We start from the raw sequence: 24,575 nt of genomic DNA on the forward strand, positions 1-24,575 counted from the left end.
CCAATGACCCCTTCAACGCACAAACTGTTACTGAGGCTGGCACCGTGGTTTTTGCCGGTTGCGGTTATCGCAATCTGGCAACTCTCTTCGAGCGCAGGCTGGCTTTCGTCGCGCATCCTCCCTTCTCCGGAAGGGGTGGTGATTGCATTCTGGAACCTCTCAGCCAGCGGTGAATTATGGCAGCACCTGGCTATCAGCTCATGGCGTGCGGTGATTGGTTTTAGCATTGGCGGTTCGCTGGGGTTAGTGCTCGGGTTGATAAGCGGCCTGTCTCGCTGGGGAGAGCGCCTGCTGGACAGTTCGATTCAGATGCTGCGTAACGTTCCGCACCTGGCACTGATTCCGCTGGTGATTTTGTGGTTCGGCATTGATGAATCAGCGAAAATTTTCCTGGTAGCACTCGGCACGCTGTTCCCGATTTACATCAATACCTGGCATGGCATCCGTAATATCGACCAGGGTTTGTTGGAGATGGCCCGCAGCTATGGGTTGTCAGGCTTTAGCCTGTTTGCCCAGGTGATTCTGCCCGGTGCGTTACCTTCGATTATGGTCGGTATTCGTTTTGCGCTCGGCTTAATGTGGCTGACCTTAATCGTGGCCGAGACTATTTCTGCCAACTCAGGAATTGGTTATCTGGCAATGAACGCCCGTGAGTTCTTGCAAACCGACGTCGTCGTCGTCGCTATTATTCTTTACGCCCTGCTCGGCAAACTCGCTGATATCAGCGCGCAATTACTCGAACGTGTCTGGCTACGCTGGCATCCGGCTTATCAGTTGCAGGAGGAGAACGCATGAATACCGCCCGTTTAAACCAGGGGACTCCCCTGCTCCTTAATAGCGTGACCAAACGCTACGGTAATAAAACGATTCTTGATGAGCTGGAGTTACATATTCCTGCCGGGCAATTTGTTGCAGTAGTTGGGCGCAGTGGCGGCGGTAAAAGTACGTTGCTGCGTTTGTTGGCAGGGTTGGAAAATGCCAACGGTGGTTCGCTGATTGCCGGAAACGCACCACTGCGCGAAAGCCAGGATGAAACGCGCTTAATGTTCCAGGATGCGCGACTGCTACCGTGGAAGTCGGTGATTAACAATGTCGGTCTGGGTCTGAAAGGAAACTGGAAAGAATCGGCAATGAAAGCGCTGGAAGCCGTTGGGCTTGCCAATCGCGCTACCGAATGGCCGGCTGCCCTGTCCGGCGGCCAGAAACAACGCGTGGCGCTGGCTCGAGCGCTAATTCATCGCCCACGCCTGTTATTGCTGGATGAACCATTGGGTGCTCTGGATGCCCTGACGCGTATCGAAATGCAGGAGTTGATTGTCTCTTTGTGGCAGGAACATGGCTTTACGGTATTGCTGGTGACGCACGATGTTAGCGAAGCCGTTGCGATGGCAGATCGAGTGTTACTGATTGAAGAAGGAAAGATCGGTTTGGATCTGACGGTTGATTTACCACGTCCCCGTAAGCTCGGCTCTGTCCGGCTGGCTGAACTGGAAGCTCAGGTGTTAGAGCGAGTGATGAAACGGCAGGTTATAGAAGAACCGGCACGCGTGGTGCGCACCGGTTAAGTTATGTCGCCCTCACCCCAACCCTCTCCCCCAGGAGAGGGAGTAAATCCGTAATCCCCTCTCCCCCAGGAGAGGGAGCAAATCCGTGATCCCCTCTCCCTCAGGAGAGGGTTAGGGTGATGCCCTTAAAACTATTCAAAAAATAAAAAGCAAACACATAAGTTCCATACAAGGAACTCAAGACCCACATAAAGAACAACTTCTTTAGGCTGTGTATGATATTTCCTTTTACGACTCGGTCTCCATACTTCGGGCAGTTAATCCATACCAAAAAATATTTAACACATTGATTTATATCAGATAAATTTAATTTTTAATATTTGTTAATATTTAATAAAAAAACACACCCACAGTGTGTAATTCATTTTAAAAAAACAAGAATAAACTCAATAAATATAAAAAGTACATACCAAAAAATCTATTTAAAAAAACAACAAACAGAGAAAGCCATTTAATTAAAAATAAAACATCAATAAAATCCTACCGTTACACCACAGTCAATTAATCCAGACAATATACATCTCACTCCTGTAACCCTGTCCTATGTCATATTTATGGCCGCGTATTAATTTTATAATCTCCCTAATCTTTTTGCTGCAACAATGCTGGTCAGGAAAGCCTTATGTCTGGACGACTGAAACAAATTTGCTACGCCTTTCTTTTCTTATTGGGAGTGACAACATTTCCAGTTCTGGCGACCGAGCCTGCACATACCCTTAAACTCGCTATCGGTGAAGAACCCACAGAAGGCTTTGATCCTCTTCTGGGCTGGAGTCACGGTAGTCATTTGCTGCTGCACGCCCCCTTACTCAAACAAAAAGCTGATTTAAGTTGGGAGAATTTACTCACCAGCAGCACCCTCTTAAGTGAGGATCAGCGAACCTGGAATATCACCTTAAAAGAGGGGCTGAAGTTTTCTGATGGCTCCCCCCTTACCGCCAAAGATGTCGCCTTTACCTATAACCAGGCCGCACAAAGCGGCGGGAAAATTAACATGGGCAATTTTGTCTATGCGCAAGCGCAGGACAATCTGCACGTAGAGATAACTTTAGGCTCAGCACAAAGCACTTTTGTTAACGTTCTGGGGTCGTTAGGTATTGTCCCTGAGCGTCTCTATGACGCAAAAGCCTTTGCTCGCAAGCCTGTGGGAGCCGGGCCTTATCGTCTGGTTAGCTTCCAGCCAGGACAGCAGTTGGTTGTCGAAACCAACCCCTGGTATGCCGGCAAGAAAAATGATTTTAACCGTCTTATCTTTGTCTTTCTGGACGAAGACAGCGCCTGGGCTGCGGGCCAGAGTGGGCAACTGGAATTAGTGAGAATCGCCCCCTCAATGCCCGTGGTACCACAAAAACATTTGAAAATATGGATTCGCCCGAGTGTTGAAAATCGCGGCATCGTTTTCCCCACCTCTCCGGCAGGAATGAAGGATGCAAACGGCAATCCCACCGGCAACGATATCACTGCGGATAGCGCTATTCGCCGGGCGATTAACTATGCCATCAACCGGAAACTGTTGGCTGAACAACTTATGGCAGGCCATGCCATTCCTGCGTATAGCGCAGTTCAGGGGCTACCCTGGGACTCACCAGATGCGCAGTTCAAAGATGGTGATTTAACTCAAGCAAAGCAAATCCTTGATTCTGCTGGCTGGAAACTCGCCAGCGATGGTATCCGCTACAAAAATGGCAAAGCGGCACATTTAACGCTCTGGTACACCAGCGGTGATAGTACGCGGCGCGATTTGGCCCAGGCCGTGCGGGCCATGTTAAAAGAAACCGGAATCGAACTCTCTCTTCAGTCCGGCAGTTGGGAAACGGTTAGCCGAAATATGCACGCTAACCCAACGCTATTCGGTTGGGGAGGTCTTGACCCAACCGAGTTGTACTATCACTACAGTTCACATACCGCCGGAGTTGAATTTTACAATCCAGGTAGCTATCACAATGCACGAGTTGATCACTATTTGCAGCAGGCTCTGGGTGCCAAAAGCTGGCAAGAGGCTTTACCCTTCTGGCAAAAAGTGGAGTGGGATGGAGAAACTGGCGTCGGAATTAAGGGGGATGCCGCCTGGGCGTGGCTGCTGAATATTCAGCATGTCTATCTGGCAAATCCCTGTCTCGATTTAGGCCAAGGCGCGCCTGAAATTCATGGCAGTTGGTCAGTACTAAACAACCTGTCTGACTGGACATGGATATGCCGATGATAAAACCTCTATTGCTGATAATCGCCCGTGCACTGGTGCTGCTGTTTTGTACCTGTGCGGCAACCTTTATATTACTGAGTTATTCACCTGTCGACCCTATCAAGGCCTATATAGGCAATGACTTATTACATGTCCCTCCAGAGCAATATGCATTCATCGCCGCCCGATGGGGGTTAGACCAGCCGTTATGGCTGCGCTTCTGGCATTGGTTAGGGCAACTCGTGCAGGGCGATATGGGTTATTCCATGTTGTATAACATGCCCGTTAGCCAGGTTATCAGCGAGCGTTTTGCTCTCTCTTTTAATTTGCTCGCTACAAGCTGGCTATTATCTGGCCTGCTGGGTGTAACGTTGGGATTTATTGCTGGGCGTTTTTTAAACCGCTGGCCTGACCGAATAATTTGCCGCCTCAGTTATTTATTAACTTCATTGCCTGGATTTTGGGTTGGCTTGTTATTGATTGCTGCATTCGCCGTTCACTGGCAATGGCTTCCCGTGTGCTGTGCCTGGGAGCCAGGAAATAGTTTGCAACAGGCAAGTTTTAGCGAACGCCTGCAACATTTAATCTTACCCGTCAGCTGTCTGACGTTAATAACCCTCGGGCAAATCACCTTGCACACCAGGGAAAAAATAGCCGAAGTGCTGCAAAGTGATTTCGTCCATTTTTCCCGCACGCAAGGTGAACAAGGTTGGTCATTATTATTTGTTCAGGTGTTGCCTCATGCCATCACTCCGGCGTTATGTCTGCAATTTGCCTCACTGGGTGAATTGCTGGGCGGGTCGTTAATTGCCGAAAAGATTTTTGCCTGGCCAGGCCTCGGCGAAGCAACAATCAATGCCGGTTTGCAAGGCGATATTCCCCTGCTGATGGGGATAATTTTGTTCTGTGCATTGTTGGTTTTTTGCGGTAATACCCTCGCCGCCGTAGGTACACGCAGAATGAATCAGGCTCTGGAACGCCACTGATGCCGCATAACCCTGCACCTGATTTGTTGCGCCTCGTGATGGCAATGACACTGTTATTACTCCTTGGGCTGTACAGTTGCTCGTTAACCGGTGATGAGGTGCCGATTAATTTACTGGCGCGCTATTTACCTCCCGATAGCCACCACTGGTTTGGAACGGATAATTTAGGCCGTGATCTTTGGCAACGTTGTTTCCAAAGCGTGGTTTCCAGTTTACAAACGGGCACGGGTGCAGCCGTTTGTAGCGGTATTATCGCCATGCTCGTCACGACCTTTAGCCATCTCAACGCTATAACGAATCGAATAGTGACCGTCATTACCGATATGATGTTGTCGCTTCCGCACCTGTTATTACTCATCTTGATTTGTTTTACGCTGGGCGGTGGAAAATACGGTGTCATTTTGGCCATCGCCTTAACGCATTGGCCCAGACTATCGTTAATTCTTCGTGCTGAAGCCCGGCGCATAAAACACAGCGAATTTATTATCGTGACCAGGCAATTAGACCACTCCTGGCTCTCTTGTTGGTTCAGGCATTATCTTCCTGCATTACTTTCACAGTGGAGTACCGGGATGCTGCTGATCTTCCCCCACGCCATTTTGCAAAGTGCTACATTGACTTTTTTAGGGTTTGGCCTGGCCGCGCATGAGTCCTCTTTAGGTGTGATTCTGGCCGACGCATTGCACGCTTTTAGCTTTGGTGCATGGTGGCTTGCTCTATTTCCGGGGTTGCTGTTGTTAACCCTGGTTTTGTTATTTGACCTGGCAGCCAAATCTTTGCAAAAACTGTGGCTAAGGACGATGTCATGCTGAGTTTTGAAAACATCACTTTGGAAAATGTTCGCTACCGTTGGTATGGCGCAAAGTGTTGGGAGCCGATATTAAGCAATGTCAGTTTCCATCTTCATCCGGGAGAAATGCTAGCTTTGGTAGGAAATAGTGGGCAAGGAAAAAGTTTGCTACTGCAATGTGCCTTGAATCTATTGCCACCCACAATCCGCCGCAGGGGCGAAATTAAACTCGATGGCGCAATTCTTGATGCGGAGCAATTCCAAAAACACCGCGGCAAAACTATTTATTATGTCCCGCAGGGTGTCAGTGCATTCAATCCCCTTTTGACGGTAAAAAAGCATTTGACGCGGGCACATCAGCTTAGCCAGACACCGTTTTTACCGTCGCGCGTCCTCACTCAACTGAACCATTATCAGCTCGATTCTGATGTTTTAGACCAGTATCCCCGTCAACTTTCTGGCGGAATGGCGAAACGAGTCCTTGCCTGTAATGCCGCGCTGTCTCGCGCAAAGGTCATTCTGGCCGATGAAATCACCGCATGGATCGACCACGATCTAGCCTGCATTTTACTCAACCAGATGAAAACATTATGTCACGAAGGGGCTAGCGTACTGTGGGTAACACACGATCTCACGCTGGCAGCACGTTTTGCCGATCGCATTGTGGCACTGCAAGACAGAAAAATGAGTGATGTCGTTACGCCCGAGCAGCTACGTATGGGGAGATGCAGTGAAGAGTTACAGCAGCAATGGGAAGCGTTGCCAGAAAATAGCTTATGGATTGAGCAACAAGGAGCGGTAAATGCTTGAGGTCAGAAATCTCTCCATTGTGCAAAATAACTGTTTGTTATGGAAAGATTTTTCCGTACAGCTCAAGCCAGGAGAGCGGTTAGGTATCTCCGCGCCAAGCGGGTTTGGTAAAACAACGCTGGGGCGAGTCCTTGCCGGATGGCAGCAACCGACTTCCGGAGAGGTGTTATTCAATGGCACATCAGTAAACGAAAAAGGTTATTGCCCGGTGCAATTAGTGGCGCAGCACCCTGAGCTAACGTTTAACCCGTGCCGCACAACTGGCGCTTCACTGTGTGATGCGTGGCAACCAGATGATAATCAGCTTGAACGTTATGGTGTGAAACGTGAATGGTTACGGCGAAAACCCAATCAACTGTCAGGAGGCGAACTGGCTCGTATCGCGCTATTACGCGCGCTGGATGCACGGACTCAAGTGTTAGTTGTCGATGAAATTACCGCACAACTCGATCCGCAGGGGCAAAAGTGTATTTGGGAAAACCTGATCGAAGACTCGGCCAGACGGCCACTGGCGATGATCGTTTTCAGCCACCAGCCGTCATTGCTCAAACAGGTTTGCCACAAAGTTCTCTATCATAACGCACACCCCAGCCACTGAGACTGGGGTCCGTTTGTTTACGCGTTAGCGATTTTTTTACGTCGGCAACCTTCTGCATCCGCCGCACGCATCGCCGCCAGAACGTTAGCCGGGGTAATTTCATAAGGCTCGTTGTGAATGGTTTCACCCTCATTACAAGAAGCCTGTGCCGCTTTCATCAGCTCTACATCACTTATGCCAGCCAGGCCAATTTCTTCAAGTGTGGTAGGTAAACCAATTTCACGGCAAAACGTGTAGACCGTATCAATAATTTCCGGATCGCGATCGGTCAGCATCAGCATTGCCAGGGTACCAAACGCCACTTTTTCACCATGCCAGAAGCTGTGTGTTTGCGGCAATACAGTTAAACCATTGTGTATCGCATGAGCCGCAGCCAGACCGCCACTTTCAAAACCCAGCCCAGAAAGTAAGGTGTTAGCTTCAATCACATGCTCAAGCGCTGGAGTGACTTTCTGCTGCTCGCAGGCTGATTTTGCCAATACGCCGTATTTTAATAGCGTATCGTAGCAAAGACGCGCGAGGCCAAATGCTGACATTGGGCCACTGCGGCCTGTCATGTTCCCCGCCATTTTGACGCGGCAATCTTCAGCTTCAAACCAGGTTGCCAGCGCATCGCCAATCCCTGAAACCAGGAAACGTACTGGCGCATTAGCAATGATCTGCGAGTCCACCAGCACCACATCAGGATTACGTGGGATCATCATGTAACGCTTGAAGTTACCTTGCTGGGTATAGATCACCACCAGTGAACTGCATGGGGCATCCGTTGAGGCCAGAGTTGGCACAATCGCAATCGGCAACTGTAAAGAAGCACCGGTAGCTTTGGCGGTATCAAGCGTTTTACCGCCGCCCATTCCGACAATAACATCAGCACCGAAAGATTTTGCCAGCGCTGAAACACGTTCAATTTCTTCATCGCAGCATTCGCTATTAAAAACGTCTACCTGAAAATGAATTTTCCCGTCCAGCGCTTTAACAATATCATTGCCTAATTTCTGGTGAACGATAGGGTCTTGCAAAATTAATGCTTTTTTCCCCAGCCGGGATAATTCTTCCCCAAGACATAATTCAACCGCGTTAGCCCCTTGAACATATCGTCCTGGAAAAATTGCTGTAGTAATCATTTACGCATCCTTATGTTGATTAATTAACAAAAGAGTAAAACTATTTATTGCTACTGAGATTCAAATTTTCTTATCTGATGATAAATACGAATGGCAGCAACCGCAGCACCGTAGCCATTATCAATATTCATGGTCATTACCCCGCCAGCACAACTTGCCAGACAAGCATTCAGCGCCGTTTGCCCGCCTTTGGCGACGCCATATCCTACAGAGGTGGGGACGGCAATCACCGGCGCGTTAATTAACCCACAAAGCACGGTAGGCAAAGCGGCTTCCATTCCTGCTACGGCAATAATGACAGAGTACTGGCGCAAAGCCGGGAGTTTCTCTTGCAGGCGCCATAAGCCAGCGACGCCCACATCCTGATATAAATCGCAGGCAATACCGTGATAATTCAAGGTGGCGGCAACTTCTTCACAAACCGGGCGATCGGACGAGCCGCCGGATACGACAGCGATAAGGCATTTTTGATCTTTGATAGCCGTTTCGCCCAACACCGCACAACATGCGCGTGGATTGTAATTTAGCTGTGTGGCCCAAAAAGGTAATAACGCAGCAAACTGTTCAGGCATCAGACGCGTTAATAACAAACGCTTCCCGGCGCTTTGCGCCATATTCAGGATTTCTTCAATCTGGTCAATCTGCTTAGATTCGCAAAATACCGCTTCTTCGATACCGCAACGCATTGCGCGCTCAAAATCCATAATAATATCAGGCATGTGAATAACTCACTGTGTCTTTAACACCCACAAAAGCGCTACCGCGCTGATACGCAGCGAATTCCAGTGATGCCCGTAAACCGCTCTGTTTTGCCATCTCAACAATTTGTTCACTCAGCATTTCATGCTGTGTTGCCGTGAGTGCCGCCAGCACTTGCGCGTCCAGTTCAAGAACCATGCCTGACTGGCGGATACGAAAACGCACCGCATCAGCCGCCACTTGTTGGCGGACCCATGTTTCAACACGGTCGATTAAATTCAGTTGTTCAGGGTTTATTCTGATGCCCGTTTCAACACGACTTGCAAGACAGGGTGAAGCCGGTAAATCCTGTAAATCACGCAACTCAAAGTAACGAGCAATGGCTCTGATACCCGCTTTATTAACATGGCACTCAACATATGGATGCTGGATTTGCTGCTCGTGAGCGGCTATTAAGCCTGGGCGATAATCGCCAAGATCGTCCATATTCGTGCCGGTAATCACCTGGCCATGTTGCAGGCCGCGTAAATTCACATACAGGCTACTTTTACAGTAATAACAACGGTTAACCGGATTACGGTTATAGTCTTCATCCCTCGCTTCCCCTGAAGCGATTTGCCGATAATTCCAGCGATAACGCTGCGCGTAATCTCTCACCCGAGCACCATCAGCCCCCGGCACGGCCGGTGATGCCGCATGAACGATCAGCGCATTATCGCCAAGACATTGCTGGGAAATATAGGCCAGAAGCATGCTATCGATGCCACCGCTGACCGCAACGGTACAACGGCCAATACGTTCGAACCATGTTTGTAGTTTCTTGATGGTTTGTTGAATATCATCTGAGTTATTCATCTTTGTTTTTTGCCCGTGAATTTGAATGGGTATCAGAAAGTCGCTCGATTTGTGATTTTAATTTTTGACGCGCGTCATGACTTGTTCTTTCTGAAATTAAGGCATCTGCTTCCAGTTTGCAGGTACATTCTCCATCTGGCCGCTCAGCATATTTAACCGGCCAGGATTGCTGATTAAAATTTATATGTTCTTGATGGCGTGACAAAATATGACGTTGCACTTCCCAATAACGAATGCCCAGCGTGGTTGTTTGTTTAAAAATAGCCTGACTTACCGTTTCAAGATGTGCAGGAAAGCATAAAATATCCAGCCGGGTTGACCAGCGTCCTTTTTTCCCTTGAATGATATGACTGGTTAAATCAATAACCCCAAGCTCATCACGCAAAATATTTTGCGCAATGGATAACAATTCTGGCGTCATATCATCAATATCACACTGCACCATGCAAAGCGCCTGGCTCTGCCAGGGAGCAACTGGATTTTTGCGTACCTCAGTTTTGAATAAACAAACGCGTAATACATTTGCTCGTTGTTTTAGCTTCCGGTTACCAAACCCATAGCCATTCCCGCAACCTGAACCCGCAACAGGTTTTAGGTGTGGTTTTAGCCAGGCAAGAATCGCCGCACCAGTGGGTGTGACACGCTCGCCAGACTCACCATCATCATGCCAGTCAAACCCGTCAAGTAAGGCTAATGTTGCCGGTGCAGGCACTGGAATATAACCGTGATCGCAACGAACCATTCCCCCGCCCCAGGGCAAACGAGAAACAGACCAACGGGTCGCGCCACTATAACAGATCAGAAAAGCGGCGCTGATAATGTCGACTTGCGCATCCAGCGCCCCGACTTCATGAAGATGAACCTGCTCAAGGCTCACACCATGAACGCGGCTTTCAGCTTTTGCCAGCAGCGTATAAATCTCACAGGCGCACTGCAGGACGTTTTCCGGCAGCGGCGCTTGTGAGAGGGTTCGCAAAATATCCTGCCAACTATGATGATGATGACCTGCCGCCTGCGGTGATAACACACCGGGATGCATGACCTGCGGCTCCAGTATCAGATGCGTGGTGTCCGATAACGTTATGCCTTTGCGCTTCACCTGAAAGCGTTTGCCAAATAAACCTTTATCATTGGCTGTCTCGACACCAACCGTGACCTGGGTTGATAACGCTAACTTTTCCAGCAGCTCATAGAGCGGCTTTTCAGCCTCTGGAAATGCATCCAGCATGGCGGCACAAAACATATCACCAGCAATTCCGCCGATAGCATCAAGATGTACGTGCATTCAAACTCCTGTTAATTTGCACAAACTTTACTTAAGGCAGGCATCATCAAATATTTATTGCTGCAACAAAGGTTTAGCGCTGTTTTTAGCACTCAATGCCATAATGGCAATAGCACCAATACAAGCCACCGAACCGATGGCAACTAAACCTGCGGCTGGGCTTGCAAACATTGTCTCGGCACGCACCCTGATAATAGGTGCCGCGAAGCTAAAGAACGCGCCAAACATATTGATGAAACCAATACTTACTGCCAATGCACTTCCCGATAACATACTGGTTGGGATGGCCCAAAAGACCGGCTGGCAGGCAAAAAATGCCGTTGCGCACAGGCACAGGGCAATAATCGCGCCATACGGGCCTGCAATGGAAGAAGCCATAATTGCAACCCCACCGACTAGCAGGGTTGCAGCAGCCACTTTACGCCGTTCCTGAGTTTTGTCTGAGTAACGCGGGATAAAGAAGGTCCCCGCCAGAGCACATATCCAGGGAATGGCCGTGACAACGGAAGTCATAAAGTTAACCGAGCTACCCATAATTGAAGCAACTTGCGTCGGCAGGAAGAAGATTAACCCGTAAACACCGCACTGGATGGTGCCGTAAATCAATGCGAGGTGCCAAATTCGAGGATTTTTGATCGCTTCCATAATTGAGGAGGCGCTTTTTTGACTTTCTTCATTACTCAGCTGTTGGATAAGTATTTGCCGCTCATTGGCATTCAGGAATCTCGCTTTTTCTGGTACATCGTCCAGATAGTAGAAAGTCCACGCCCCCGCAGCAACGGCTAAAGTCCCCTCAATGACAAACATCCAGTACCAACCCGGATGCCCCAGCATACCGTGCAACTCCAACAGCGCACCAGAAAGCGGAGAACCAAATGCCATGGCAAGAGGAGCCCCCATGTAAAATAGCCCCATGACGCTCGCACGGTTTGATTGCGGGAACCATTGTGATGTCAGGTAGATCATACCCGGGAAGAAACCAGCTTCGGCGATACCTAATAAAACACGTACAGCCAGGAACTTAGCTTCAGAATCGGCATAACCCATTGCTACAGAAAGCGCACCCCATACCAGCGTGGTGCAACCAATCCAGCGTTTAGCGCCAAATTTTCTCAGACAGAGGTTGGCCGGTGCCCCCAAAAAGGCATACACCACAAAAAACAGCCCAGCACCTAAAGCATAAGCTTCATTACTTAACCCAATATCAACCTGATATGTTTCTTTAGCAAAGCCGATATTTGACCTGTCAAGAAAAGCCAAAATATAAAGCATTAACATAAATGGAATAAGCCGCCACTTTGTTTTATTAACAACCTGAGGTAGAGATACAGACATAGTTCATCCTTAACAATATTTTTATTGTTTCAGTTGAGTATTTTAAATATCAAGTAATAGCTCAACATCGTCTCGAATTATTTTAGGTATAGTTGGCTGCTACTTTATCAGTGCGGCCACAATCCAATATCAGTAAAGTTATCATTTTCATCGAAAACAAATTGCTGAGGCTCGCTAAGTATTTCAATCTCTGGATTAGCAAGAGCATCTTCAAGCATATTTTCAGAAATATAAAGCTCACTAATATGCAAGGTGTTTGCCATTCTCACCATCCTGGCTTCGCTTCTGCCATCAAGAATGATGCATGTTTTTATTGCTGCCTGAATAGCTCGTTTGTCAGAAGCCATAATCAGAGGGATATATCCATCACGCGTTACCCTTGAAGTAATAACATTCGGGTACGTTTCTGGTAGATTTATTTTGTCGAACAGGCGCTGGGTACAAAAATCAGCCCAGCCCATACCCGTTGCATTTCCCCCGCTCTGCTCATGAAGGTCAAGAACGGAAATACGATCGGGACGAATCGAAGTGATAGGCTCAACAAAAGGTGTTGTTGCCCGCCCCATAACATGCCCATCCATACCACCACCTGAGTAGATTTTCCCCATCAGGTCAATAATGGCAATGTCTACATTTTCAAACATAATGCGTGGGAAATAAGTTTTAGACTCGGCGAGCAGAGCTATTTCACGCTCTTCCAGTTGTGAGGCAGGAATGGCTTCAATTTTTACAACCTGATCATAACCATTTTCTACTGTTCCCACACCAAACAGGAAAGGCATTTTCAAAATTTTAACTCTTGCCATATCAAGAATATTTTTTGCCATTTTTCCAAAACCATGGGTATGGCACGAATCGGCACCTTCTTGCTTACCAAAACCGATGGTAATCATTTTGATTACCCCACTTTCAATTGGCGAGGTGAAAGCGTTATGGGCTTTAATACGGTTGATAGCAATAATACCATCCGCCTGCATGGCGTTTTTATCCATCAGGATAGGCAGACCATTTTCCAGCTCACCCAATTTGACCGTTTCCATGGAAGAACGAATTTCGCAGCCAAGCGTGGCTTCCGTCATGCCGAGGTTTTCCAACACGTGCAACTGCCCTTTGGCGGTTGCACCACCGTGACTTCCCATTGCAGGTACAGCAAAAGGTTTAGCACCCAGGGCTTTTAATTCACTAATCACCGCTCTGGCAATACGCGGAATCTGGGCAATACCCCGGCTACCAACGCCAACAGCAATGGTCATTCCGGGCTTAATAGTATTGCGTATTTCTGGTTTATTTATTTGTTCACGTACACATGCCTCAATATCAGTAATTTCATCTGGCGAATTAAACCGCTGACGAATTTTCACCATATTAGGCAGGGTAACATCATGTAGTAACTCATCGACGAATGACATAGATATTCTCCTGAAATTACATTATTGCACCAATATGCCATGGGACAAATTCAAGGCCACCATAACCAAATTGTTCACTCTTGGTTTTTTTACCTGAAGCCATTTCCAGAATCATGGTATATAAACGCTCACCCGCTTCGGCGATAGTTTCTGTGCCTTCAACAACATTGCCGCAGTTAATATCCATGTCTTCTTCCTGGCGTTGCCATAACGTATTATTGGTAGCCAGTTTTAAAGAAGGTGTGGGCTTGCAACCAAAAGCAGAGCCACGTCCGGTAGTAAAGCACAACAAATTCGCTCCACCAGCCACCTGGCCTGTTACTGCTATCGGGTCATATCCGGGGGTATCCATAAATACCAAACCTTTTGCCGTAACAGGTTCGGCATATTCATAAACCTCAACCAGATTTGAGGTTCCCCCTTTAGCTATCCCCCCCAGTGATTTCTCAAGCACCGTCGTCAAACCACCCACTTTATTGCCAGCCGACGGGTTGTTATTCATTTCACTTTTGGTGCGAGCACAATAATCTTCCCACCACTCGATACGAGCGATAAGCTTTTTACCGATTTCAGGAGAGACCGCACGGCGAGTTAAAAGGTGCTCAGCACCGTAAATTTCAGAGGTTTCTGAAAGAATGGCCGTTCCACCCTGCTGAACGATTTTATCAGCGGCATAGCCCAGAACCGGGTTGGCAGAAATACCGGAATAACTGTCCGAACCACCACATTCCAGCGCCAGAATAATTTCGGATACCGGTACAGGTTCACGGTGTACATTATTAGCCTCAGCCAACATGCCATCTATGATTTCGATCCCTTTAGCAAGGGTTTTTTGCGTGCCGCCGGTTTCCTGAATCGTCATGCTATGCAGCATTTTATCTTCAGATAAACCTTCAACTTTAAACATGTCTTTAATCTGGTTAGATTCACACCCCAGACCAATAATAACGACGCCAGCAAAATTCACATGGCGGGCATAGCCGCTCATCGTACGGCGCATCACCGCCATGGCTTCGCTATCAAAGCCAATAGCACAACCAAAGCTTTGTGGCAGTGCTACAACGCCGTCAACATTTGGGTAATTATCAAGACCGACTTTCTTGTAATGATCTTCGATTGCCCGGGCCACTGTTGAACTACAGTTAACGGAAGTCAAAATACCAATATAGTTACGGGTCGCAATACGTCCATCGGCCCGTTTAATCCCCATAAAAGTATCTTTCTTTTCAGCCAAAGGTAATTCAATCGTATCTTCGCCATACGCATAATCACGACTAAAATCGCCCATACACAGATTGTGAGTATGGATATGCTCGCCCGCCACAATCGCCTGGGAAGCAAACCCAATAATCTGCCCATAGCGCTTTACTGCCTGCCCTTCATTAATATTACGCAGGGCAATTTTATGCCCTTCGGGAATATCAGAACGGGTAGTGATATTTTCCTGAGCTAATAATGTTCCTTTGGCCACATCATGACGGGCCACGACAACGTCATCGTTAGGATTCAGTTTTATGACTGGGTAAATAGTGCTCATTGCATACTCCTATTTTTCAAGGTGTAAAATATTCAGAATCTTTTTCACTTCGCTAATTTTTTCTTCAGAAAGCGACTGAACAGGTGAAAGTACATGCGTTGAAATATCCAGCCCAGCAGCTTTGATCGCTTCTTTTATTACACCAAAGAAAGGTGATTCAATTGCATATAAAGGGGACAATTTTGCCAGCTTGCGCTGAAGTGCAAATGCTGTCTCATAATCTTTATCAATAAATGCCTGATAAATCCCCCCAGTCACTTCAGGTGCAATATTAAAGGTTGCAGGAATACCCCCACTGCCACCAAGAATCAGGGTATCAAGCAAATATTCATCAAAACCGGAAAATACGATGAAATCAGGACGGAATGCATGCACGCGATTGATCACCTCACGCGTGTGGCTGATATTATCGATAGTGTCTTTAATACCGACGATATTAGGAACATCTTTTGCCAGGCGGGTAATAACATCCAGGCCGATATCTTGCCCGGTGAGTGCCGGGAAGTTGTACAGCAGCACAGGTACAGCCAGGTTCTCAGCAACGGTACGATAATGATGGTAAATAGAGTCGCTGTTTAATAATGCATAGTACGGGTTAACCACCAGAACAGCCGCCGCCCCTAACTTCTCGGCATGTTTTCCATACTCAATAGTTTCAGCCGTCCCTGGGGCTGCGATGCCAAGCATGACCGGCACACGCCCTGCTACGTGCTGCATGGCAAATTCTGCTACCTCAAGCCGCATCTCATGCGACATATGACAAAACTCGCCACCACTACCGAGGATGAGCATGCCGTGGGCACCGTCGTTGATGACCTTATCGATAAGCTTACCCATTCCCATCCGGTCAAGCGTACCGTGTTCATCAACGATGGTAGGAACCGGAGGGAAAATACCCTTTAACAAATTCAGGCTCATAGTGCACTCTACTCCTTGTGTCTTTAAGTTCATAATACAGAACGAATGTTCTGCATGGAGAAATCTGCATCATCTCCCTTCGATAATCAACTACTATTTGCATGGATTAACAGCAGATGAATTTTTTTTGATCTCGTCGACATTTTGACCAGGGTAGGCTCAATGCGCATTCTGCGGGCGAAAGGGAAAATTTCTCAGTTGAACGATGGTATCTAAGGAAGTAATAATGTATTTTTCCCTCATATCTTTCTCTAGATAACTAATTAAATCATAATGGAAACAGTCACTACTCAGGTTCCGGCACTCGACAAAATCATCCGTATTTTTGATTATTTGTCTGATAAGAACGGTGCGACATTCAGTCAGATTTATCAGGCTCTCGGGCTTGCAAAAAGCAGTACCTCTTCATTACTGAACGGCATGACTGCGCACGGGTTGCTGCGCCAACATAATGATAAATATTATCTTGGCCTGCGTTTATGTGAATTGGGTAATAAGTCTATCGAACAATTTGACATTAAGAATATTGCCCGCCCGATACTCATTTCATTGCGTGATAGAACGAATTTAACCTGTCACCTTGGGATACTTCAGGATGAATCCCCCGTTTATTTGACTAAACTGGAAAGCCCTCAGGCTATTATTATCCGTAGCTGGGAAGGTAAACGTCTTTCTTTACATAGCTCCGGATTAGGGAAAGCCCTAATGGCCTGGTTAAGTAACGACGAAATAGATGCTTTACTGCCTGAAGAGAATTTACAGCGTTTTACTGATAAAACGATCGTGAGCAAAACGGAGTTAAAACGCGAACTGGAAGTGACTCGCAAACGCGGGTGGGCATTTGATGACGAGGAAGATACCGTTGGGTTACGTTGTATCGCCGCCCCTGTCCTTAATTCCCAAAAGGAAGCTGTTGCGGCAATCAGTATTTCTGGTGTGGCATTCCAAATGCCGGAAGATAAACTAGACGATATGGCATCGTTAGTTAAAAGTGCAGCGCAGGAACTAGCCTGTCACATGGGTTAGGTTAACAAGAAGAAATTGCCCCCACAAATGAGGGGCAATGTCCTTACACAAACAGCTATTAAGCTAACGCCTTCGAGATTTTCTCGAACAAATCACCCGACAAATTCTCCAGCCCTTTCAGCTGTTCCAGCGCTGCACGCATCATTTCCTGACGTTTTGCATCGTAACGCTTCAGTCGAATCAACGGCTCAATCAGGCGTGACGCAACCTGCGGGTTACGATGGTTAAGCTCACTGAGCATTTCCACCATAAACTGATAGCCGCTACCATCCAGTGCGTGGAACGCAGCCGGGTTGCCCGCAGCAAATGCACCAATCAGAGAACGGACTCGGTTCGGGTTACCCATGCTAAACGAACGGTGGTTCAGTAACTCACGCACTTTGCTTAACGTGTCTACTGCCGGGCTTGTGGCTTGCAACACAAACCATTTATCCATCACCAGACCGTCCTGATGCCATTTCTCATCAAATGCGGCCAGCAGTTCTACACGGCAAGGCAATTGCGCCGCAACCGATGCAGATAAAGCAGCAATAGAGTCCGTCATGTTATCAGCGCTTGCGAACTGGTTACGCACCAGTTGCTCAGCAAGCTGTTTCTCGCCGAAGGCCAGATAACGCAGGCAAGTATTACGCAGCGCGCGTTTGCCGATATCCGCATGCTCTACGCGATAGGCATCAAGTTTGTTGGCGTTATAAACTGCCAGGAACTCATCAGCCAGTTCATTTGCCAGCGTGCGCGTTAAGGCTTCATGCACGGCGGCAATCGCCTGCGGGTCGATTTTCTGGAACAGTTCGGCAATTTCATTCTGTGATGGCAGCGTCAGAATCTCTGCCGCCAGTGCCGGGTCGATTTTCTCATCCAGCAAAATCGCACGGAACGCATCAGCAACATGCAGCGGCAGCGACAACGGCTGGCCCTGTTGGCTACGATTGACGTTCAGCTTGATGTACGTCGCCAGCAGACTTTGCGCAGCATCCCAACGAGAGAAATCGTTACGCGCATGGCGCATCAGGAACGTCAGCTGCTGGTCGCTCCATTTGTATTCCAGTTTCACTGGCGCTGAAAACTCACGCAGCAAAGACGGAACCGGCTGGAAATAGACGTTATCGAAAACAAATGTCTGCTCTGCCTGAGTCACATTCAGCACATGGTGAATCGGGTGACCATTTTTCTGCAACGGAATCACTTTGCCTTCGTTGTCATACAGTTCAATGTCGAACGGAATATGTAACGGGTGCTTTTCCTGCTGCTCAGCAGTTGGCGGCGTAGTCTGGTTGATGGTCAGTGTATACAGCTCGTTTTCCGGGTCGTAATCATCATGCACGGTGACTACTGGCGTACCGGCCTGGCTGTACCAACGGCGGAAGTGCGATAGGTCAACGTTCGACGCATCTTCCATCGCCTGCACGAAATCATCACAGGTTGCTGCGCTGCCATCATGGCGTTCAAAGTACAGCAGCATCCCTTTCTGGAAGTTCTCTTCACCCAGCAAGGTGTGCAGCATACGGATAACTTCTGAACCCTTCTCGTACACCGTCAGTGTGTAGAAGTTGTTCATTTCAATGACTTTGTCCGGGCGAATCGGATGCGCCATCGGGCTTGCGTCTTCAGCAAACTGCGCAGCACGCATGGTGCGCACATTCTGAATGCGGTTTACTGCACGTGAACCAAGGTCAGAACTAAATTCTTGATCGCGGAAAACAGTCAGCCCTTCTTTCAGGCTTAGCTGGAACCAGTCGCGGCAGGTCACGCGGTTGCCGGTCCAGTTATGGAAGTATTCGTGGCCAATAACACGTTCGATATCGAGGTAGTCTTTATCGGTCGCCGTTTCAGCACGTGCCAGCACATATTTGGAGTTAAAGACGTTAAGCCCTTTGTTCTCCATTGCGCCCATATTGAAGAAGTCGACAGCAACAATCATATAGATGTCGAGGTCGTATTCGAGACCGAAACGGGTTTCATCCCATTTCATCGATGCTTTGAGCGAGGTCATCGCCCAGCTTGCACGGTCGAGATTGCCGCGATCGACGAACAACTCCAGCGCGACATCGCGGCCAGAACGCGTTTTAAAGGAATCACGTAATACATCGAAATCACCCGCCACCAGCGCAAACAGGTAGCACGGTTTCGGGAATGGATCTTGCCACTGAACCCAATGGCGGCCGTTATCCAGTTCACCTTCGGCAATGCGGTTGCCGTTAGATAAAAGGAAAGGATATTTGGATTTATCGGCAATGATTTTGGTGGTGAAACGTGCCAGAACGTCTGGTCGGTCGAGATACCAGGTAATGTGGCGGAAACCTTCAGCTTCACACTGAGTGCAAAGCGCATCGCCTGAAAGATAAAGCCCTTCGAGCGCGGTATTAGTTGCCGGGCTGATTTCATTAACGATGGTCAGCGAGAAGGCTTCTGGCAGCGATTCAAGAATCAATGCGCCCTCTTCCTGGCGATAATCGTCCCAGGTAGCACCATTGACATCAATTGAAACCAGCGTCAGATCTTCACCATCAAGACGCAGCGGCGCACCAGCGTCGCCCTGGCGGGTAATCTGGCTAATGGCAGTGACCAGGGTTTTTGTGGCATCAAGGTCAAAGGTCAAATCGATATCGGTAATCGTGTAATCCGGCGCACGGTAGTCGTGGCGGTATTTGGCTTGTGGCTGTTGTGTCATAAAAAACCTTATACATCATCCGTAAGTTTGCGGAGTTCAGTCTATACCCTGTTGCCTGAATGTTGCTATGCAGAATCTTCAACTTTTCTGGGCAATTCACTCGATTTGCTACATATATATAACAAGTGGCACGAATCGCCATCGACCAGATTCCCAGCGTATGTTGTGATCCAGGTTTAATAAACAGATAATCAGGGTATACTCCTGCGTCTTTTATCTGCTTAGCCCTTGATGGAAACGCTCCTGTGAGAGGATGCTGCAACGCGCCATGACACGATACGCTTCCCCGATTTTGCAAACGCTTCTGGATACTGACGCCTATAAGCTTCATATGCAGCAGGCGGTTTTCCACCGTTATCACGACGTGAGCGTCGCGGCCGAGTTCCGTTGCCGCGGTGACGATCTGCTGGGCATTTATGCAGATGACATCCGTGAACAGGTTGATTTAATGCAGCACCTCGCGCTGAGCGACGAGGAATTTACCTTCCTGGAAAGTCTGCCGTTCTTTAAAGCAGATTATCTTGCGTGGCTGCGTACTTTTCGCTACGACCCCTCGACAGTCCATATCCGCAATAACAATGGTCATTTAGACATTCGTCTGACCGGCACCTGGCTGGAAGTGATTATGTGGGAAGTGCCGCTGCTGGCCGTGATCAGTGAGGTGGTGCATCAACACCGTTCACCTGGCGTCACGCCGCAAATGGCGCTGGAGAGTCTGGAAAGTAAGCTGGTTCAATTCAAAGAACTGACAGCGGATATCGACCTTTCCACATTCCGTCTGATGGATTTTGGGACCCGCCGCCGCTTCTCGCGTGAAGTGCAGGAGGCTATCGTCAGCCGTCTGCAACAAGAAGCGTGGTTTGTGGGCACCAGCAATTACGATCTGGCTCACCGCCTGGATTTAACCCCAATGGGTACTCAGGCACATGAGTGGTTCCAGGCACATCAGCAAATAAGCCCGACACTGGCGAACAGTCAACGTGCAGCACTTCAGGCATGGCTTGACGAGTACCCTGACAAACTCGGTATCGCATTAACGGATTGCATCACTATGGATGCCTTCTTGCGCGACTTTGACCTCTCGTTTGCCAGCCAGTACCAGGGATTGCGCCACGACTCCGGGGATCCGGTCGAATGGGGCGAAAAAGCTATCGCTCATTATCAGAAACTGGGTATCGATCCTAAAACCAAAGTATTGGTGTTCTCTGATAATTTGGATTTGCCAAAAGCTATTGAGTTGTATCGCCACTTCGATGCGCGCATCAATTTAAGTTTTGGTATCGGTACTCGCCTGACCTGCGATATTCCACAGGTGAAGCCGCTGAATATTGTTATCAAGCTGGTGGAGTGTAACGGCAAGCCGGTGGCGAAACTTTCTGACAGCCCGGGCAAAACGATTTGCCATGATAAAGCGTTCGTCCGCGCATTGCGTAAAGCCTTCGATTTGCCACAGGTTAAGAAAGCCAGTTAGTCCTGATAAAACCCATAAACAATATTCAACTTGTTTATGGGTTCCTTTCTTTATTGTATTTCTTCATCTCCTTTGATTTTTCTGCTTGTCTGTAGGCTCGCTACAGGTAACATAGATAACCCCCCGTTTGTGGGTAATTATTTTTTGCCACTGACTATTTAATAGAGAGAAAAATATGAGCGTTGTGCCTGTAGCCGACGTACTCCAGGGCCGTGTAGCCGTTGACCAAGAAGTCACCGTGCGCGGATGGGTGCGTACTCGTAGAGATTCAAAAGCTGGTATCTCCTTCCTTGCCGTCTATGACGGTTCCTGCTTCTCTCCTGTACAGGCCGTCATTAATAATACTCTGCCTAATTACAATGAAGACGTACTGCGCCTGACCACTGGCTGTTCAGTCGTTGTCACAGGTAAAGTTGTAGAGTCTCTCGGTCAGGGTCAGAGCTTTGAAATCCAGGCAACTGAAGTTGAAGTGACCGGTTGGGTTGACGATCCTGATACATACCCGATGGCGGCAAAACGCCACAGTATTGAGTATCTGCGTGAAGTTGCCCATTTGCGTCCGCGTACCAACATGATCGGTGCTGTTGCACGCGTTCGTCATACTCTGGCCCAGGCGCTGCATCGCTTCTTCCATGAGCAAGGTTATTTTTGGGTTTCTACACCACTGATTACTGCCTCAGACACCGAAGGCGCAGGCGAGATGTTCCGCGTGTCTACGCTGGATATGGAAAACCTGCCACGCACTGACGCTGGCAAAGTCGATTTCGATAAAGACTTCTTTGGCAAAGAAGCGTTCCTGACCGTATCGGGTCAGTTGAACGGCGAAACCTATGCGTGCGCGTTGTCCAAGGTTTATACCTTCGGCCCAACCTTCCGTGCTGAAAACTCTAACACCAGCCGTCACCTGGCTGAGTTCTGGATGCTGGAACCGGAAGTCGCTTTCGCCAATCTGGACGACGTAGCAGGTCTGGCTGAAGCGATGCTGAAATATGTCTTCAAAGCGGTGCTTGATGAGCGCATGGATGACATGGAGTTCTTCGCAGAGCGCGTTGACAAAGATGCAGTCGCACGTTTACAGCGTTTCATTGATGCTGATTTTGCCCAGGTTGATTACACCGACGCTGTTACAATTCTCGAGAATTGTGGCCAGAAATTCGAAAACCCAGTTTACTGGGGCGTTGACCTTTCTTCTGAGCATGAACGTTACCTTGCTGAGCAACACTTCAAAGCACCGGTAGTCGTGAAAAACTACCCGAAAGATATTAAAGCGTTCTATATGCGCCTTAACGAAGACGGTAAAACCGTTGCTGCAATGGATGTGTTAGCGCCAGGCATTGGTGAGATCATCGGTGGTTCTCAGCGTGAAGAGCGTCTGGATGTGCTGGATGCGCGCATGGCTGAGATGGGTCTGAATAAAGAAGACTACTGGTGGTACCGCGACCTGCGTCGTTACGGCACCGTTCCACATTCGGGCTTCGGTCTAGGTTTTGAGCGTCTCATTGCCTATGTAACCGGTGTTCAGAACGTTCGTGACGTGATTCCATTCCCACGTACACCGCGTAACGCAAGCTTCTAAGTAGTCGTTTTTCTAAGGCCAGCATTGCTGGCCTTTTTTCTGCCTGTCGTACAAACGTCTTTTTTCTTCAACGAAAGTTAAACAAACGTCAATTTCAACCCCTTCCTGCAACTTGCCCGTTACCAATTGTGTCCATGAAACAGACAAACACAAAATAACCTTACTTTCCGCTTGCATCCTCATTCTGATGTTTGACTTAGCACATTCGGCCAAAATTCACACAGGCGTCTGGACATCCAAAAAACACTCGAGAAATGTGCAAATGTAAGCGAAGAATTCACTAAGTTTCTCCTTATACGGATTAAACATAAGTAATTCATATATATAGGAATGGAAAGGTCGAATTTTATACGAAGCGGCTAAGAAGTTTGAGTTAGTTCACAAAGTTCCATAAAATACACATTTAGTTACACATAGTTTCTTATTGTAACTCACTCTCGATGTTTGTAGCACTTTCAGACTAGCGAAACGGTTTCATGGATGGAAAGATGCCTGACAGATACAGAAAGACACCAAACTCTCATCAATAGTTCCGTATAGAATTATTGACGGCAGTGGCAGGTGTTACAAAAAAACCTAATGAGGGTAATAAATAATGATGAAGCGCAATATTCTGGCAGTGGTAATCCCTGCTCTGCTGGTAGCCGGTGCAGCTAACGCTGCAGAAATCTATAACAAAGACGGCAACAAAGTTGATTTATACGGTAAAGCGGTAGGCCTGCATTATTTCTCCAAAAACAACGGTGATAACAGCTACGGCGGCAACGGCGACAAAACCTACGCACGTCTTGGCTTCAAAGGCGAAACCAAAATCAACGACCAACTGACCGGTTTCGGCCAGTGGGAATACAACTTCCAGGGTAACAACTCTGAAGGTGCTGACGCTCAGGCAGGCAACAAAACCCGTCTGGCCTTCGCTGGTCTGAAATTCGGCGATGCAGGCTCTTTCGACTACGGTCGTAACTACGGTCTGGTTTATGACGCAATCGGTGTTACCGATATGCTGCCAGAGTTCGGTGGTGATACTGGCAACAGCGACAACTTCTTCTCTGGTCGTAACGGCGGTCTGGCTACATACCGTAACAGCGACTTCTTCGGTCTGGTTGACGGCCTGAACTTCGGCGTTCAGTACCTGGGCAAAAATGAGCGTACCGATGCAACCCGTTCAAACGGTGACGGTTGGGCGACTTCTCTGAGCTATGACTTCGAAGGCTTCGGCATTGTTGGTGGTTACGGCGCAGCAGACCGTACCAACGCACAGGAAGCACTGGCTCGTGGTAAAGGTTCTACCGCTGAGCAGTGGGCTACTGGTCTGAAATACGATGCGAACAACATCTACCTGGCAGCACTTTACGGTGAAACCCGTAACGCAACCCGTATCACTGACGGTTTTGCTAACAAAACTCAGGACTTCTCTGTTGTAGCACAATACCAGTTCGATTTCGGTCTGCGTCCATCCGTCGCTTACTACAAATCAAAAGCGAAAGATGTTGAAGGTATCGGTAGCGAAACTTACATCAACTACATTGAAGTTGGCGCTACTTACTACTTCAACAAAAACATGTCTACCTATGTTGATTACATCATCAACCAGATCGATGACAACAATAAACTGGGTGTAGCTTCTGACAACACCGCAGCAGTTGGTATCGTTTACCAGTTCTAATTATCCGGCAACTTAGTTGCATGGATGATTTAAAAACAGGGCTTCGGCCCTGTTTTTTTATGCCTGAAAAGT

At 48.1% G+C, this 24,575-nt stretch carries 20 protein-coding genes; 11 read left to right on the forward strand and 9 right to left on the reverse strand.

The features are described from left to right. The first annotated feature begins 3 nt into the window (after positions 1-3). The 7 genes from ssuC (at position 4) to AC0IXI_RS16165 (ending at position 6,931) form a co-directional block, all read left to right on the forward strand. Entirely contained in the window at positions 4-795 is a 792-nt protein-coding gene (ssuC, locus tag AC0IXI_RS16135; RefSeq protein WP_064517571.1) for an aliphatic sulfonate ABC transporter permease SsuC, read from the forward strand. Beyond that, on the forward strand, positions 792-1,565 hold the full coding sequence (gene ssuB, locus AC0IXI_RS16140) for an aliphatic sulfonates ABC transporter ATP-binding protein (RefSeq protein ID WP_064517568.1): 774 nt from the start codon (positions 792-794) through the stop codon (positions 1,563-1,565). The genes ssuC and ssuB overlap by 4 nt, the downstream gene beginning before the upstream one ends. 622 nt (positions 1,566-2,187) lie before the next feature. After that, a complete protein-coding gene (locus AC0IXI_RS16145) occupies positions 2,188-3,768 on the forward strand; it encodes an ABC transporter substrate-binding protein (protein ID WP_471682767.1) in 1,581 nt (526 codons plus the stop codon). After that, on the forward strand, positions 3,768-4,733 hold the full coding sequence (locus AC0IXI_RS16150) for an ABC transporter permease (protein ID WP_471683239.1): 966 nt from the start codon (positions 3,768-3,770) through the stop codon (positions 4,731-4,733). Before AC0IXI_RS16145 ends, AC0IXI_RS16150 begins: the two co-directional genes overlap by 1 nt. Next, on the forward strand, positions 4,733-5,545 hold the full coding sequence (locus AC0IXI_RS16155; RefSeq protein ID WP_471682768.1) for an ABC transporter permease: 813 nt from the start codon (positions 4,733-4,735) through the stop codon (positions 5,543-5,545). Before AC0IXI_RS16150 ends, AC0IXI_RS16155 begins: the two co-directional genes overlap by 1 nt. Next, on the forward strand, positions 5,539-6,333 hold the full coding sequence (locus tag AC0IXI_RS16160; RefSeq protein WP_471682769.1) for an ATP-binding cassette domain-containing protein: 795 nt from the start codon (positions 5,539-5,541) through the stop codon (positions 6,331-6,333). Before AC0IXI_RS16155 ends, AC0IXI_RS16160 begins: the two co-directional genes overlap by 7 nt. Beyond that, positions 6,326-6,931 (forward strand): ATP-binding cassette domain-containing protein, encoded by a 606-nt coding sequence (locus tag AC0IXI_RS16165; RefSeq protein WP_471682770.1) that lies wholly within the window; start codon positions 6,326-6,328, stop codon positions 6,929-6,931. The genes AC0IXI_RS16160 and AC0IXI_RS16165 overlap by 8 nt, the downstream gene beginning before the upstream one ends. A 17-nt stretch (positions 6,932-6,948) precedes the next feature. Here AC0IXI_RS16165 and AC0IXI_RS16170 read toward each other — a convergent pair whose 3' ends face one another. From AC0IXI_RS16170 to AC0IXI_RS16205, 8 genes are all read right to left on the reverse strand, one after another. After that, positions 6,949-8,055, reverse strand: coding sequence for a glycerol dehydrogenase (locus tag AC0IXI_RS16170; RefSeq protein WP_471682771.1), 1,107 nt, complete (start codon positions 8,053-8,055; stop codon positions 6,949-6,951). Positions 8,056-8,105: 50 nt separating this feature from the next. Further along, the gene (gene larB, locus AC0IXI_RS16175) at positions 8,106-8,774 is read right to left on the reverse strand and encodes a nickel pincer cofactor biosynthesis protein LarB (RefSeq protein WP_471682772.1); all 669 of its coding nucleotides are present in this window, start codon (positions 8,772-8,774) and stop codon (positions 8,106-8,108) included. Continuing rightward, entirely contained in the window at positions 8,767-9,609 is an 843-nt protein-coding gene (larE, locus tag AC0IXI_RS16180; protein WP_471682773.1) for an ATP-dependent sacrificial sulfur transferase LarE, read from the reverse strand. The genes larB and larE overlap by 8 nt, the downstream gene beginning before the upstream one ends. Beyond that, positions 9,602-10,894, reverse strand: coding sequence for a nickel pincer cofactor biosynthesis protein LarC (larC, locus tag AC0IXI_RS16185; protein WP_471682774.1), 1,293 nt, complete (start codon positions 10,892-10,894; stop codon positions 9,602-9,604). Before larC ends, larE begins: the two co-directional genes overlap by 8 nt. Before the next feature lie 54 nt (positions 10,895-10,948). Beyond that, complete coding sequence (locus tag AC0IXI_RS16190; RefSeq protein ID WP_471682775.1) at positions 10,949-12,229, reverse strand: MFS transporter; 1,281 nt, start codon at positions 12,227-12,229, stop codon at positions 10,949-10,951. 107 nt (positions 12,230-12,336) lie between these two features. Continuing rightward, positions 12,337-13,638 carry a nickel pincer cofactor-dependent isomerase, group 22 gene (locus AC0IXI_RS16195; protein ID WP_471682776.1) on the reverse strand — a complete coding sequence of 434 codons (1,302 nt, stop codon included), beginning with the start codon at positions 13,636-13,638 and terminating at the stop codon, positions 12,337-12,339. A 16-nt stretch (positions 13,639-13,654) separates the two neighbouring features. Next, positions 13,655-15,175 (reverse strand): UxaA family hydrolase, encoded by a 1,521-nt coding sequence (locus AC0IXI_RS16200; protein ID WP_471682777.1) that lies wholly within the window; start codon positions 15,173-15,175, stop codon positions 13,655-13,657. A gap of 9 nt (positions 15,176-15,184) precedes the next feature. Beyond that, positions 15,185-16,093: a dihydrodipicolinate synthase family protein gene (locus tag AC0IXI_RS16205; RefSeq protein ID WP_471682778.1), complete on the reverse strand. Its 909-nt coding sequence runs from the start codon at positions 16,091-16,093 to the stop codon at positions 15,185-15,187. A 273-nt stretch (positions 16,094-16,366) separates the two neighbouring features. On the opposite strand from AC0IXI_RS16205, the gene AC0IXI_RS16210 reads away from it, so the two are divergent. Beyond that, the gene (locus AC0IXI_RS16210) at positions 16,367-17,119 is read left to right on the forward strand and encodes an IclR family transcriptional regulator (protein WP_471682779.1); all 753 of its coding nucleotides are present in this window, start codon (positions 16,367-16,369) and stop codon (positions 17,117-17,119) included. A gap of 58 nt (positions 17,120-17,177) precedes the next feature. Here the strand turns inward: AC0IXI_RS16210 and pepN are convergent, their stop codons facing one another. Continuing rightward, positions 17,178-19,790, reverse strand: coding sequence for an aminopeptidase N (gene pepN, locus AC0IXI_RS16215; RefSeq protein ID WP_471682780.1), 2,613 nt, complete (start codon positions 19,788-19,790; stop codon positions 17,178-17,180). 268 nt (positions 19,791-20,058) lie between these two features. On the opposite strand from pepN, the gene pncB reads away from it, so the two are divergent. From pncB to ompF, 3 genes are all read left to right on the forward strand, one after another. Next, positions 20,059-21,261, forward strand: coding sequence for a nicotinate phosphoribosyltransferase (gene pncB, locus AC0IXI_RS16220; protein WP_064517690.1), 1,203 nt, complete (start codon positions 20,059-20,061; stop codon positions 21,259-21,261). 175 nt (positions 21,262-21,436) lie between these two features. Continuing rightward, entirely contained in the window at positions 21,437-22,837 is a 1,401-nt protein-coding gene (gene asnS / locus AC0IXI_RS16225; RefSeq protein ID WP_232905464.1) for an asparagine--tRNA ligase, read from the forward strand. 595 nt (positions 22,838-23,432) lie between these two features. Continuing rightward, positions 23,433-24,503, forward strand: coding sequence for a porin OmpF (ompF, locus tag AC0IXI_RS16230; RefSeq protein WP_471682781.1), 1,071 nt, complete (start codon positions 23,433-23,435; stop codon positions 24,501-24,503). The last annotated feature ends 72 nt before the right edge of the window (positions 24,504-24,575 follow it).

Source organism: Buttiauxella sp. AC038, assembly GCF_979253565.1.